Origin of the sequence: Xanthomonas sp. NCPPB 3583, assembly GCF_041475715.2 — a bacterium.
In the GTDB taxonomy this organism is placed as follows: Bacteria; Pseudomonadota; Gammaproteobacteria; order Xanthomonadales; family Xanthomonadaceae; genus Xanthomonas; species Xanthomonas euvesicatoria.
In genome coordinates, this window is the sequence record NZ_CM191263.1 from 2,738,159 (window position 1) to 2,751,417 (window position 13,259).

Consider the following 13,259-nt stretch of genomic DNA (forward strand, 5'->3'; position numbering starts at 1 on the left):
CGGCGTGTGCTGACCAGGAGTCACACCGCGCAATTCGCAATCAATCCATCACTTCAATGCCCCATCCTGCGTGTTGCTGGCGGCATAGGTGCTGGTCTGCAGTTCGTTGTCATGCGGATGACGTAAGGCGTTGCGTACATCATCGGGAAGCTTGTCGACATCCAGCATCACCTTTCCCGAGTGCACATCACGCACCACCGAGGCAGGCAGCACGAAGTCGCCGCCATTTTCGATATTGATGACCAGTTCGTCCCCATCGTTGCGGATGTCGCGGACGGCACCGACGCCGACTTCGCCGTCGCGTAGAAATACCATCTGGCCAATTTCGATCTGCTGCATGTTCAATCTCCTGGAATGGCGTCATCACGCAAGCGCGCTGTGCCGGTGGCAGATCATCGCGCTGCGGTGCGTTGGCGCGTGGTGAAGCGCGGATCACTGCGGCGTGGGTGCGTGCAGCAAGGCGCCGCTCGGCAGGCGGGCCGGCTGCCCGACGATACGCTCGAACTCGCTCACATCGTGCGAACAGAACACCTCCACCTCACCTGCATGCTGTTGCCGTAGAGCGCGCAGGCGCTGCTGGTTACTCAAGCGCGCGGCGCGGTCCTTCTCCAACATCCATTGATATGCGCGCAGCCCTGGCGTGCAGTAAGGCGCGTCCGGATCCATTTCGCGATGGAAGAAATATGCATCGCCTGCCAGCAGCAGCCATCGTGCCGGCGTGTGCACCGCAACCGCGGCATGACCCAGCGTGTGCCCGGGAAGCGGCACCATCAGCAGCTCTGGCGGTAATCCATGCAGGTCGCGCACGCACTCCAGCCCCATCCAGCGCTCGCCTGCTGCACCGTCGTAGGTGCGCCACTGCCCGCGCTTAGACCACTGTTGCGGACGAAAGCGTTGGCGATCCATCCAGGTGCGCTGTGCCAGTGCGGCATCGCGTTCGCTCGTCATCATGTGCACGCGCGCATGCGGAAAGTCGTCCAGCCCGCCGGCGTGGTCGAAATCCAGATGGGTCAGCACGATGTGCCGCACATCGCGCGGGTCCAGCCCCAGCCGTTGTATCTGCCGGATTGCGGTCATCTCCTCGCGCAAGTCCGGCTTGACCAAGGCCAGAAAAAACCGACTCAGGCGCGCACCTGGCTCGGCCACATCGCGCAGGCCGAAACCGGTATCGATCAGTACCAACCCGGCGCTGGTTTCCACCAACAAGCAATGGCAACACAGATGGCCGCGATCCAGGACGCCTGGCGTACGTCCGTCCATGAGATGGCCGCCCAGCGGACAGGTGGAGATGCAGTTGAGGTGATGCACGCGCATCGGCACGCTCCGCTTGGCGGGCCAGCGTGGCAATGCGGCCGTCGCACAGCGGTGAGCGGAGCAAATCGCGCAACCAGTGCGCACACGCCACCTTGACGGTGGCGCGTGCGCCCCAGATTTCAGCGCAGCGGAACGTCCGCCACCTTGTCCTGATAATCCTTCTTCGGGTCGACGCCCAACAACACCTTGATCCCTGCCAGCAGGCTCGACTCGTTGAGCCAGATCTGCGCATGGTCGGCGTCCAGGCGCAGCAGCGCCAAGTTCGGATCGGTCTTGCCGCCTTCGTACCACGCAGCGACATATGGATTCCACAACCGGTCGACCATGGCCGGATCGGTGTCTTCGCGCAGCGAGCCGCTGATGCTGGCGAACAAATCGTGGCCCTTGCTGCTGAAGGCGCCGATGACGCGGCGGCCCTGCCCCAGCATGGCGATCAGCGCGTTGTCCTTGGATGTGAAGAACCAGATCGGTCCACCGCTATCGCCTTCGATCTGTGCGGTCATCGGACGCGCATGACCGTCTTCGACACCGTCCAGGCCCAGCATCACGGTGCGATCGGATTTGAGCGCCTTCCAGAATTTTTCCTGCAACTCTTTGGTGTCTGCCATTTCGATTCCTGACATGCGCGTGTACGCGGGTGAGTCAGTCTGAAAGGCCCTGCGCCCACGGCATGTGAGGACGCATCTCGAATCGCCGTCATTGTGCAACCGCAATATGGTCGGCGTGCGACATGGCCTGTAGCGCCAGTACCGGCCCGCAAAGCGTGACCGATTCGCAGTTCCGGCACATTGGCCGATACGTCATCAGCCGAAAAACGAACACGGCAGTAGGATCGGCCGGCCGCTGGTGCGGCACGAACGAGAACCGCGCATGGCAACGACCGTCGTTGCACCTGCGCTGCATTGCTTCCGAATCCTGAAGCGGCCGGACACCTGTTGCGATCGTTTATCAGGCGAGCGCGCACCGGCGTCGTCGTCGCTCCTGGCTTGCCGGCATCTGCAGCGTATTGCGCATACGTCCCCTTCTGAGAGAGCGCCACCACATGTCTGCAACGCACATCCGTTCGACCTGTCTCGCTGCCGCAGTGCTGAGCCTTGTTAGCGCCACTGCGCTGGCATTGACCGGCACTGCCACACGGCCGCAACTCACCAGCAGCGAAGCGAGCAGTTATACGATCGCCAAAGCCTTGGCCAAAGCCGGGCCGATCAGCGCATTGGTGACCGATAACTGGAACCCCACCGCAGGTGTCGCCCTACTCAGTGCCGATTACGCAGTGGCGGCCGACGGCTCAACACGCTACCGCACCGTGCAATCTGCCATCGACGCTGCCGTGGCTGCCGGCGGCACCACACGTCGCTATATCAGCATCAAGGCGGGCACTTACACCGAGCTGGTCTGCGTGCCGAACAATGCGCCACCGCTGACGCTGTTCGGGCTGGGCACAAATACCGGCGACACCGTCATCCGCTTCAACAATGCCAACCCCACTCCCAAGCCAGCCGGCACCGCAAGCCACCCGTGTGCGAGCAATGCGTCGGCGACCACGGTTGGCACGTCCAACAGCGCGACGTTCACGGTGCGCGCGGCGAATTTCGAGGCGCGCCACCTGCGCGTGGACAACAACTATGTGGAAGGCACCTACACCGACAACAATCAATCGGCGGTGGCGCTGGCTGTGCGTGGCGACAAGGCCAACTTCCAGGATGTCCTGGTGACCGGCAACCAGGACACCTTGTTGATCAGCGCGACCAGCGCGTCCAATGTGATCCGGGCGTATTTCAAGAACAGCACCATCGAAGGCGATGTCGATTTCATCTTCGGCTCCGGCGTCGGTGTTTTCGATGGCGCCACCATCCGTTCCACCGGCGCACGCCTGGGCAGCAGCCGCGGCGGCTATATTTTTGCGCCCAGCACGCGTCCTGGCAGCAGCTACGGATTTCTGGCGATCAACAGCAGCTTTACCGGTGTCTCCGGCTCCCCGGGCAACAACACCTATCTTGGACGTGCGTGGGACGAGAGCGTCGGCAGCCTGAGCTCTTACGTCAACGGCACTTCGCCCAACGGCCAGGTGACGGTACGTGACTCGACCCTGGGCAGCCATATCCGCAAGACCGCGCCATGGAATGCATCAACGGTCGGCCGCCCGTATTGCAGCAGCAACTGCACCAATTCGGCCAACCGTTTCTACGAATACAACAATAGCGGTCCCGGCGCGGCCAATTGAGTCGATGCTTCACCGCAACTGCGCAGCAAGCCCGGCATTGCCCGTGCTTGCTGCCTCGCGCGACGAGAGCGCACCGGCTGCCGATAAGAGGGCGTGCGAACGGCCTGACTGCGTCGCAAGGCCTACGCACGATTGGCGCTGTCATTACCTTAGCGCTGTGCTGCCAATCGGCCCGCTCCGAACACGACAGACTGGGCCGCCGCGCCCGTCACGCCACACACGCGCATGCTGCGCACGCAGCTGACGTACCGGCGCCGCTTAATCGGTGCCGCTGGCGGCACGCCAGCTATGCCAGAGCTGTTGCATCGGCGGCGGGTACGCAGGCTTGCCCGCCAGCTCGCGCTGCAAGCGCAGCCGTGCCAGACGCGACCACACCCGGTGCGGCCGCGCCAACGCGACCTTGCGCGGCCAGGCCTGCAACAGCTGCGTGCGCCAGGCGGACGTGGCAACGCCACCGGGCGCTGCGCCGTCGCCGGCCACGCGTTGGCGTGCATCCAGCCATTGCACCGCCACCGCAGTGGCATCGCCAGGCCGTGCCCGTGCGAACAGCACCGCTTCCACCGCAATCACCGCCTCGGCGAACGTGCGCAGTGCCCCTAGCGCGTGCTGCAGCGATTGTGGCTGGACGCGCGCGGCCTGCATGGCCGGCAAGGTGTCGGCCAGCTGTGACCACGGCGCACGCACCGGTTCAAGCACGCGCCCCAACGGATGGCGCGAGCGCTGGCTGGACCAGTCACGCAGCTCCTGCTGCCACCACGCCAGCTTGGCATCGGCCGGCAACGGGTCGCCGGCGATATTCATGATGTCTTCCCATTCCTGCAGCAACGCGAACCAGGCAACTGCCAGACGGCGTTGCGGCTCGGGCACGAACGGTTCGGCAACCGACCATTCCGGCCAGCGGGTGGCCCACTTGTCGAGAAAACTGTCGAGCGCGCTGGATTGGCTCATGGCGGGTCCGGAAAAATACGAAGAAAGATCAGATCTGCGGCCACGTTGCCGCATTCCAAAGTGCCTGCGGCTGCTCGACCAGCACATCGGCCTGCCAGTGCGTCGGGTCGTCGTCGTCCAGACGATAGCCCCACAACGCCGCGACCGACGCCATCGCCGCCGCGCGCGCAGCCACGATGTCGCGCTCATCGTCGCCCACATACACGCATTGCGCAGGTGCAACGCCGATGCGTTCTGCGGCTATCACCAGCGGCAACGGATGCGGTTTGCGCTCGGCCAGCGTGTCGCCACCGATCAGCACCGCGCAGCGCTGCTCCCAGCCCAACTGCGGCAGGATCAGGCGTGCCAGATATTCGGGCTTGTTGGTGACGATGCCCCACACGCAGCCGGCATCCTCCAGCCGCACCAGCATCTGTTCGATGCCATCGAACAGCTGCGATTGCGTGCCGATCAGGCCTTCGTAGCGCTGCAGGAATTCCGGCACCAGCGCCGCGCACGCCGCGGCATCGAGCTCGGCAAAGGCCACGCCGAGCATCGCACGCGCACCTTTGGAAACCACCGGGCGCAGCGACGCCAACGCAAGTGGTGCACGCCCACGCGCATCCAGCATGGCGTTGACTGTCGCGAGCATGTCCGGCGCGCTGTCCAGCAAGGTGCCATCCAGATCGAACAACGCCGCACGCGGGAAACTCACCACAGCGCCACGGGCATGCAACTGCATGCACTCCACCCGAAACGAGAAAATCTCGAACCCTCAGCCAACCGCCTTTGCGATTCCCGATTCCCGATTCCCGAATCCCCGCCCATCACGGCTTCACCGCATACGCCAGGTAATTCACCTCGGTACGCGAGGACAGGCGGGCGCGATTGCGCCACGGCTCGTACAGCATGCCGCTGACGTCTTCGAGCTGCAGCCCGGCGTTGCGCAGCCACGCCGCAAGCTCGGCCGGCTTGATGAAATCCTTGTAGTGGTGCGTGCCCTTGGGCAGCAGACGCGCGATGTATTCGGCGCCCACCACCGCCAGCGCGAACGCGGCAGGGGTGCGATTGAGCGTGGACAGGAACAGCTTGCCGCCCGGCTTGAGCAGGCTGGCGCAGGCACGGATGATCGCGGTCGGATCCGGCACGTGTTCGAGCATTTCCATGCAGGTCACCGTATCGAAGCTGCCCGGCTGTTCGGCGGCCAGGTCTTCCACCGATTGCACGCGATAGTCGACCTGCACGCCCGATTCCAGGCTGTGCAGACGCGCCACCTTCACCAGTTCCGGCGCCAGGTCGATCGCAGTCACCTGCGCGCCCAGACGTGCCATCGATTCGCTGAGCAAACCGCCACCGCAGCCGACATCGAGCACGCGCGCACCGGCAAGTTCCAGCCGCGTGGACACATACTCCAGACGCACTGGATTGAGCGCATGCAGCGGCTTCTGCGGGCCGTCGGCATCCCACCAGCGGTTGGCCAGTGCGGCGAATTTATCCAGCTCGCTCTGATGGAAATTGCTGGATTTGGCGTGCGTATTCGAATTCATGCGGGGCTCCGTGATGCGGTGACGCGCGCTCAGGCGCGGACGGTGCGGATGCGTTCGCGCCACTGCCGCGCATTGGCGAGAAGGGCGGCGGTATCCATGTCGATGAGCTCGCGCTGCACCAGTTTGGGCTTTCCGGCGATCCACACATCGGTGACCTGATGGCGGCCAGCCGCGTAGATCAGCTGCGACAGCACATGATGCAGCGGCTGGGTTTCCAGTGCAGACAGGTCCACGCAGACCAGGTCGGCCTGCTTGCCGACCTCGATCGAGCCGATCCTGTCGCCGAAGCCCAAGGCACGCGCGCCGCCTAACGTGGCCGCACGCAAGGTGGTCGCGGCGTCCAGCGCGGTCGCATCGTTGGCCACGGCCTTGGCCAGAATGGCGGCGGTACGGTTTTCGCTGAACATGTCCAGGTCGTTGTTGCTGGCGCAGCCGTCGGTGCCGATGGCCAGATTCACGCCCGCACGCTGCAGCGCGCATGCCGGGCAAAAGCCCGAAGCGAGCTTGAGATTGGATTCGGGGCAATGCACCACGCTGACGCCGCGCTCGGCGCACAGATGGATTTCCGCATCGGTGAGCTGGGTCATGTGCACCGCGATCAGGCGGTCGTTGACCAGGCCCAGGCGATCCAGCCGCGCCAGCGGGCGCTGGCCGTACTGCTTGATCGAATCGGCCACTTCCTGCGCGGTTTCGTGCGTATGCAGATGCACCGGGATGTCGAGCTGGTCGGCCAGCATGCGTACGCGTTCGAAGTTGGCATCGTTCACGGTATACGGCGCATGCGGCGCGAACGCGGTGCTGATCAACGGATCGTCGCGCCATTGGTCGTGCAGTTCGCCGGCACGCGCGAAGTATTCGTCGTCCGACGATGCCCATGCGGTCGGGAAATCGATGATCACCGCGCCCACCAGCGCACGGAAGCCGTGCTGCTTGTAGACGGCCGCCTGCACATCGGCGAAGAAGTAGTTTTCGTTAACGCAGGTCGTACCACCGCGCAGCATTTCGGCGATTGCCAGCGTGGTGCCATCAGCCACGAATTCCGGCCCGATCACCGCCGCTTCCACCGGCCAGATGTGCTGCTGCAACCACACCATCAGCGGCAGGTCGTCGGCGACGCCGCGCAGCAGCGTCATCGGATTATGCGTATGCGCATTGACCAGTCCCGGCATCAACGCCGCATCGGGCCGCGACACGGTCTGCTTGGGCGCAAAACGCGTGCGTGCTTCGGCAGCCGGCAGCACGGCAACGATGACGCCGTGACTGACCGCGACCGCGTGGTCTTCCAGCACCACCGCATGCGGTTCGATCGGCACGACGTAGCCGGCCTCGATCAGCAGGTCGCAGGGTTCGGGCGGAGCGTTGGTCATGAGTGGATCCATTGAAGTTAGTTGCCGAACGGCCAGGAGTCGTCGGAGCGTGACACAGGCGCATACCGCGTGCCGTCGTAGCGCAGCACCTGGCGCTGGCGGTGCGTGCGCTCGATGTCGTCTGCATCCTCGACGGTGGTGGAAGTCACCAGGTTGGCAGTGACTGCGATGTCGGCATAGCCCGCGTGGACCGGCGCGTCCATCGACAGGGTGAGCGTGCCGCGTTCGGTCACCACACCCGTCGCGCCCCAGTTGCACGGTTCGCCTTTTACCCGCCGCCAGACAGTGAGATCCCGCTGCAGCACCGGGCGCAACCGGCGCTGTTCGCGCACCAGCAAGGTCAATGCATCGTTGCTGTCGAAATCCGGACAACTGGGCCCGCGCGCAACGCTGTGCACCACCACGCCAACCGCACGCACGCCCTGCGCCAGGTCATAGCGTGCGGTATCCAGGCGCAGACTGTCGGCAGCAAGTTCGAAGCCGGCATCTTCGCCCATGTCCTGCGTGTACAAGGCAACGACCTGGGCAGTGCGGGCATCGAGCATGGCAACGCGCAACTCAAGGTTGCGTTCGCCTGCCTCGGTGGTGGCATCGCTGGCGAACGCAATGGCCGCCAGTCGTATCGATGGGTCGTACGGCCACGGCTTGCAGGTCTGTGCCACGGCATGGTCGACCGGCACCGCCCCTGCGGCGCCGGACACCGCACCAGCTGCCACCGCCGCCACGCTTTGCGCGTCGCAGGCAGTGGCGGCGGCGGTTTGCGCAAGCACCGGACACGCCGCCAGCAGGCCGCTCAGCCCGGCCAGCAACGCGACGCACGCGGCCGTCAGGTGCGAGCCAATGGCGCACGGGACCGGCAGTGCACGCGTGGCCCATGCAGATTCCAGACACCGGCCGCCCAAGCCTGGCAACGGCGCAGTCGTTTCTTCGGCTGCTCCTGGCGTCGTCAGGACACTGGCGCTGCGTACTGCTCGACCGGACCGGCGTCCCAGGCGCATCTGGATTACTTGACGCGCGCCGAGTATTCGCCCGAACGGGTATCGACCTTGATGATCTCGTCCTGGTTGACGAACAGCGGCACGCGCACCACCGCGCCGGTTTCCAGCGTGGCCGGCTTGCCGCCGCCGCCGGAGGTGTCGCCGCGCACGCCCGGGTCGGTCTCGGTGATCTTCAGCTCGACGAAGTTCGGCGGCTGCACCCAGATCGGGGTGCCGTTCCACAAGGTCACGATGCAGTCTTCCTCGCCCTTGAGCCACTTGTCGGCGCCGCCCATGCCGGCCTTGTCGGTCTGCACCTGCTCGAAGGTTTCCGGGTCCATGAAGTGCCAGTACTCGCCATCGCTGTAGAGGTAGCGCATGTCGGTATCGACCACGTCGGCCACTTCCACATCGTCGGTCGCCTTCATGGTCATTTCGACCACGCGACCGGACTTGATGAAGCGGTACTTCATGCGGGTGAAGGCCTGGCCCTTGCCCGGCTTGACGTATTCGGTCTCGGTGATGACCGCCGGCTCGTTGTTGACCAGGATCTTCATGCCGTTCTTGACGTCGTTCATGCCAACAGTGGCCATGGTGCAGCTCCTCGATAAGACCACGACCCGCCACGCGATGGCAGGTCGGATTAGAATGGGGCGCCCGCCGCAACCGGCGGGCATTTGGTTTTGTGACCGCACATGATAACCGCAGCCCCCCTCGCCTTACAGCCATCCCCGCCCCCCGCCCTGCAACCAGCGCGCTGGCAACAGCAGTGGCGCGACGCCGTGCGCGACCCGCGCGTGCTGCTGCAGCTGCTGGGCCTGGATGCGCAGGCGGCGGCAATCAGCGCTGCCGCCGCCGCCCAGTTTCCACTGCGGGTGCCGCGCGCCTTCGTGGCGCGCATGCGCCATGGCGACTTGCACGACCCGCTGCTGCGCCAGGTGCTGCCGCTGGATGCGGAAATGCAGCCGGTGCCGGGCTTCGGCCTGGATGCGGTGGGCGATGCCGCCGCCCGGATCGCTGCCGGGGTGATCCAGAAATACCGCGGCCGCGCCCTGCTGATCGCCACCGGCAGCTGCGCGGTGCACTGCCGCTACTGCTTCCGCCGCCACTTTCCGTATGCCGAAGAGACCGCTGCGCGCGATGGCTGGCGTGAGGCGGTGGCCGCGATCGCCGCCGACCCCGGCATCGAGGAAGTGCTGCTTTCCGGCGGCGACCCGCTCTCGCTGGCCACACCCAAGCTGGCCGAACTCACCGACGCCCTGGCCGCCGTTCCGCATCTCAAGCGCCTGCGCATCCACAGCCGCCTGCCGATCGTGCTGCCGGAGCGCGTGGATGCGCCACTGCAGGCCTGGCTGCGCAGCCTGCCGTGGCCGGTGGCGTTCGTACTGCATGCCAACCATGCCAACGAATTCGACCCCGCGGTAGACGCCGCCGTGCAGGGGCTGCGCGACACCGGCGCACACTTGCTCAACCAGGCCGTGCTGTTGCGTGGCGTCAACGACAGCGTGGATGCGCTGGCGGCGCTGAGCGAGCGCAGCTTTGCCGCCGGCGTGCTGCCCTACTACCTGCATCAGCTCGACCGGGTCGCCGGGGTGGCGCATTTCGAAGTGGACGATGCGCGCGCGCGCGCGCTGCATGCCGAGCTGGCTGCCCGCCTGTCCGGCTACCTGGTCCCGCGGCTGGTGCGTGAAATCCCCGGCGATACCGGCAAGCGGCCGCTGTAACCGCCCTGACCTCAGTGCAATCGGTCGTAGGAGCGCACCCGGGCGCGATGGCGCTTTACCGGTGACGCCCGTCGCGCTCAGGCGCGCTCCGAGGGCACTCACCCCGCCGCGATCAGCTTGACCATATCGGCCGGGCTCAACGGCCTGCTGAACCAATAGCCCTGCCCCAGGTCGCAACCGCGCTCGCGCAACAGATTGAATTGCGCTTCCTGCTCGATGCCTTCGGCAACCACGGTGATTCCCAGCGAGTGCGCCATGTTGATGATCGCGGTGGTCAGCGCCAGATCGTCCGGGTCGCGCTGCAGGTCGGCAACGAAACTCTTGTCGATCTTGACCCCGTCCACCGGCACCTGACGCAGATGGCTCAAGCCGGAGAAGCCGGTGCCGAAATCGTCCAGCCATACCTTCACGCCGGTGCGGTGCAGTTGGTCGAGCAGGCTGGCCGCCATCATCTCGTCGCCGATCACCGCGGTCTCGGTCAGCTCCAGATGCAGGCGCGCGGCCGGCAGCCCCGACTCGGCCAGGCACCCGGCCACGGTGTCGATCAGCGCACCGCTGCGCAGTTGCCGCGGCGAAACATTGACCGACACGAACAAACCCTCGCCCACCACTGGCCACTGCGCCGCCTCCAGGCAGGCCGCGCGCAGCACCTTGGGGCCGATTACTTCGATCAGGCCGCTCTGCTCGGCAATATCGATAAAGGTGGACGGCGCGATCGTTCCCAGCGCCGGATGCTGCCAGCGCAGCAGCACCTCCACGCCCACCAGCACACGGTCGCTGGTGCGGTAGATCGGCTGGTAGACCAGGCGCAGCTCGTCGCGTTCCCAGGCCCCGCGCAACTCGTGCTCCATGTGCACGCGGCGCTCCACCGCGTGATCGGCGGCGCGGCTGTAGAAGCGATGGCAGTTCTTGCCGGCGACCTTGGCCTGGTACATGGCGATGTCGCCGTTCTTCAGCAGCGCAGTGGCATCGCGCGCATCATCGGGGAACAGCGTGATGCCGATCGAGGTCCCCAGGAACACCTCGCGGCCCTGCACGTTCAACGGCCGGCTCAGTTCGTGCACCAGCCGGTCGGCCAGTTGCGCCGCCAGCAGGCTGACATCGCCGCTCTGCAGCAGGATCACGAACTCATCGCCGCCAAAGCGCGCCAGAATCGCATCGTCGCCGCCCAGCGCGGCAACTGCGCGGCTGATGCGGCTGGCGAACTGCAGCAAGGCCTCGTCGCCGGCCTCATGGCCAAGCGTGTCGTTGACGCGTTTGAAGTCGTCGATATCGGCAAACAGCAAGGCCAGCTTGCTGTCGGTGCTGCGCGCGGTGTGGAGCAGATGATCCAGACCCTCGCGAAAGCCCAGCCGGTTGGTCAGCCCGGTCAACGCGTCGGTGTAGGCCATGTGCCGCACTTCGCGGTCGTGCCGGGCGATGCTTTCGCTCATGCGCCCGAACGCGGAAATCAACTCGCCGATCTCGTCGTTGCGGGGGTGCGGCGGCAGCTGCACCGCATAGTCGCCCCGTTCGATCTGCCTTGCCGCTGCCGCCAGCAACCGAATCGGCGCCACCAGCGTGCGCTGCACGTAGATGGCCAGCAACACGCCCAGCCCGACCAGCGCAGCCAGCAGGACCAGCAACCAGCCCAGATCACGCTTGCCGATGGCGTTGAGGTTCTGCACCAGGGTGAGATTGGCGCCGGATTCGATCTTGCGCACCCGCTCGCGCGACATGCCCACGCGCACGCCACCGATGCGCTGGTCGCCGATCTTGATCGGCACCGTCACATCCAGCACCTCCGGCGAGGACTGCAACACCATCGCCTGCGCCGCCAGCGCTTTGGCGGCGAGCGGATCGGTCATGGCCTGCCCGTAACGCTGCAAGGTCGGCGTGCCGTCGTGCACCAGCCGGCCATGGCGGTCGAACACCAGCACATAGCTCACCACCTGCTGGCGCGAGGCATTGCGCACCAGCGCACCCACCGCGCCCAGGTCCGAGTAATACAAGGGGTTGGCCAAGCCGGAAGCCAGCTCGGTCGCCAGCGTTTCGCCGCGCGTGCGCAGGCTGCGATCGAACAGCTCGTGCAGGATCTGCGCACTCAAGCCGCGCACCTCGCGCTGCATCGCGCTTTGTCGCTGCAGCAGCGAAGCCAGGATCGCACCGACCAGCAGCAGCGTCAGCGCCATCACCAAGAGAAAGCGTGCCTGCAAGCCGAAGCGCACCTGAGTCATTCCACGTGATCCCTGACGCGTTGCACGCCCGCGCTCAACTCTTGCAGACGTCGGCGGCTAGCGGGATCCAGCGGATGGAACCCGGTAGTGTCGAAAAAGCGCTTCAGCGCCGGGCCCGCCTTGGGGTCGGAGGCGGCCTGCAGCAACACCACCCGCAGACGCTGCTCCACGGCCGGGTCCATTCCTGCGCGCACCATTTCCACCGCGCGCGGCACCGGCGCAGTGCGGTGCACGATGCGGAAGTCGCGCTTGAACACCGGTGGCATGTGGCGTTCGTCGTCCCAATCGACGTTGCTGAGCGCGCCCACGTCGATCAGATGTTTGTGCACGAACGCGGCAACGTTCAATTTCGACCCCACCATCAGATAGCCGGCCGATCCGCGTGCCGGGGTGTCGTCGGCCGACAGCAGCACATCGCATGCGATTCCGTTGCGCAGCAGTTCGAGCACCGGTAGCAGGTAGCCGCTGGTGGACGAGGCGTTCTGCAATGCCAGGGTATGGCCGCGCAACTGCGACAGCGACTGGATCGGGCTGTCGCGGCGCACGAAGAACACCGTGTGGAAGTCGCGCAGTCCGCCACGCTCGGTCATGAGCAAGGGATGCGCGCTGCCGCGCTGTTCCAGCAGCATCGCCGCACCGGTCGTTTCGCTGACCCAATCGACCCGGCCGCGCCGCAGATAGCTGGACATCTGGCGCGCATCGGGCGCCATCAGGATTTCGCCGCGGCGGATCCCGACCTCGCGCATGCGCGGCACCACGTAATCCAGCAAGGGCTTGAGCTGCTCGTAATGGCTGGCGGGATCATCGCTGATCCGTCCAAGCACCAGGACCGAGGAAGGCGCTGCCGCAGCCGTCACGGCCAAGCCTGCCCCGGCAATCAGCCAGCAGGCAATCAGACACCATCGTAGACCGCGCAAAACGGACACTCCCCTAGAGCCGCGGACAGCCTAGCCGAATCTTTGA

The 13,259-nt window shown here is 65.7% G+C and carries 13 protein-coding genes; 2 read left to right on the forward strand and 11 right to left on the reverse strand.

The features are described 5' to 3' along the window. Positions 1–48 precede the first annotated feature (48 nt). From ACCQ07_RS12095 to ACCQ07_RS12105, 3 genes are all read right to left on the reverse strand, one after another. On the reverse strand, positions 49–339 hold the full coding sequence (locus ACCQ07_RS12095; protein WP_008573429.1) for a hypothetical protein: 291 nt from the start codon (positions 337–339) through the stop codon (positions 49–51). 93 nt (positions 340–432) lie between these two features. After that, the gene (locus ACCQ07_RS12100; protein ID WP_372363359.1) at positions 433–1,314 is read right to left on the reverse strand and encodes an MBL fold metallo-hydrolase; all 882 of its coding nucleotides are present in this window, start codon (positions 1,312–1,314) and stop codon (positions 433–435) included. A 119-nt stretch (positions 1,315–1,433) separates the two neighbouring features. After that, positions 1,434–1,937: a pyridoxamine 5'-phosphate oxidase family protein gene (locus ACCQ07_RS12105; protein ID WP_008573434.1), complete on the reverse strand. Its 504-nt coding sequence runs from the start codon at positions 1,935–1,937 to the stop codon at positions 1,434–1,436. A gap of 461 nt (positions 1,938–2,398) precedes the next feature. Here ACCQ07_RS12105 and ACCQ07_RS12110 point away from each other — a divergent pair, with 461 nt between their 5' ends. Further along, positions 2,399–3,538, forward strand: coding sequence for a putative acyl-CoA thioester hydrolase (locus ACCQ07_RS12110; protein ID WP_372357175.1), 1,140 nt, complete (start codon positions 2,399–2,401; stop codon positions 3,536–3,538). Positions 3,539–3,796: 258 nt separating this feature from the next. Here ACCQ07_RS12110 and ACCQ07_RS12115 read toward each other — a convergent pair whose 3' ends face one another. The 6 genes from ACCQ07_RS12115 to efp all read right to left on the reverse strand — a co-directional run bounded on the left by ACCQ07_RS12115 (position 3,797) and on the right by efp (position 8,949). Beyond that, the gene (locus ACCQ07_RS12115; RefSeq protein ID WP_014090355.1) at positions 3,797–4,486 is read right to left on the reverse strand and encodes an isoprenoid biosynthesis enzyme family protein; all 690 of its coding nucleotides are present in this window, start codon (positions 4,484–4,486) and stop codon (positions 3,797–3,799) included. A gap of 28 nt (positions 4,487–4,514) precedes the next feature. After that, positions 4,515–5,207 carry a phosphoglycolate phosphatase gene (locus tag ACCQ07_RS12120; protein ID WP_014090356.1) on the reverse strand — a complete coding sequence of 231 codons (693 nt, stop codon included), beginning with the start codon at positions 5,205–5,207 and terminating at the stop codon, positions 4,515–4,517. Positions 5,208–5,292: 85 nt separating this feature from the next. After that, positions 5,293–6,012, reverse strand: coding sequence for a bifunctional 2-polyprenyl-6-hydroxyphenol methylase/3-demethylubiquinol 3-O-methyltransferase UbiG (ubiG, locus tag ACCQ07_RS12125; RefSeq protein WP_011347726.1), 720 nt, complete (start codon positions 6,010–6,012; stop codon positions 5,293–5,295). A 29-nt stretch (positions 6,013–6,041) separates the two neighbouring features. Next, positions 6,042–7,379: a TRZ/ATZ family hydrolase gene (locus ACCQ07_RS12130; RefSeq protein ID WP_014090358.1), complete on the reverse strand. Its 1,338-nt coding sequence runs from the start codon at positions 7,377–7,379 to the stop codon at positions 6,042–6,044. A gap of 17 nt (positions 7,380–7,396) precedes the next feature. Beyond that, entirely contained in the window at positions 7,397–8,377 is a 981-nt protein-coding gene (locus tag ACCQ07_RS12135) for a PA3715 family protein (RefSeq protein WP_449364094.1), read from the reverse strand. A 5-nt stretch (positions 8,378–8,382) separates the two neighbouring features. Further along, a complete protein-coding gene (gene efp / locus ACCQ07_RS12140; RefSeq protein ID WP_007962665.1) occupies positions 8,383–8,949 on the reverse strand; it encodes an elongation factor P in 567 nt (188 codons plus the stop codon). 102 nt (positions 8,950–9,051) lie between these two features. Between efp and epmB the strand changes: the two genes are divergently transcribed. Next, positions 9,052–10,080 carry an EF-P beta-lysylation protein EpmB gene (epmB, locus tag ACCQ07_RS12145; protein WP_372183276.1) on the forward strand — a complete coding sequence of 343 codons (1,029 nt, stop codon included), beginning with the start codon at positions 9,052–9,054 and terminating at the stop codon, positions 10,078–10,080. A gap of 98 nt (positions 10,081–10,178) precedes the next feature. On the opposite strand, the gene ACCQ07_RS12150 is transcribed toward epmB, so the two are convergent. Both ACCQ07_RS12150 and ACCQ07_RS12155 read right to left on the reverse strand, forming a co-directional pair. After that, positions 10,179–12,296 carry a putative bifunctional diguanylate cyclase/phosphodiesterase gene (locus ACCQ07_RS12150; protein WP_008573449.1) on the reverse strand — a complete coding sequence of 706 codons (2,118 nt, stop codon included), beginning with the start codon at positions 12,294–12,296 and terminating at the stop codon, positions 10,179–10,181. Beyond that, positions 12,293–13,222 (reverse strand): phosphate/phosphite/phosphonate ABC transporter substrate-binding protein, encoded by a 930-nt coding sequence (locus tag ACCQ07_RS12155; RefSeq protein WP_033478490.1) that lies wholly within the window; start codon positions 13,220–13,222, stop codon positions 12,293–12,295. The genes ACCQ07_RS12150 and ACCQ07_RS12155 overlap by 4 nt, the downstream gene beginning before the upstream one ends. Positions 13,223–13,259 lie beyond the last annotated feature (37 nt).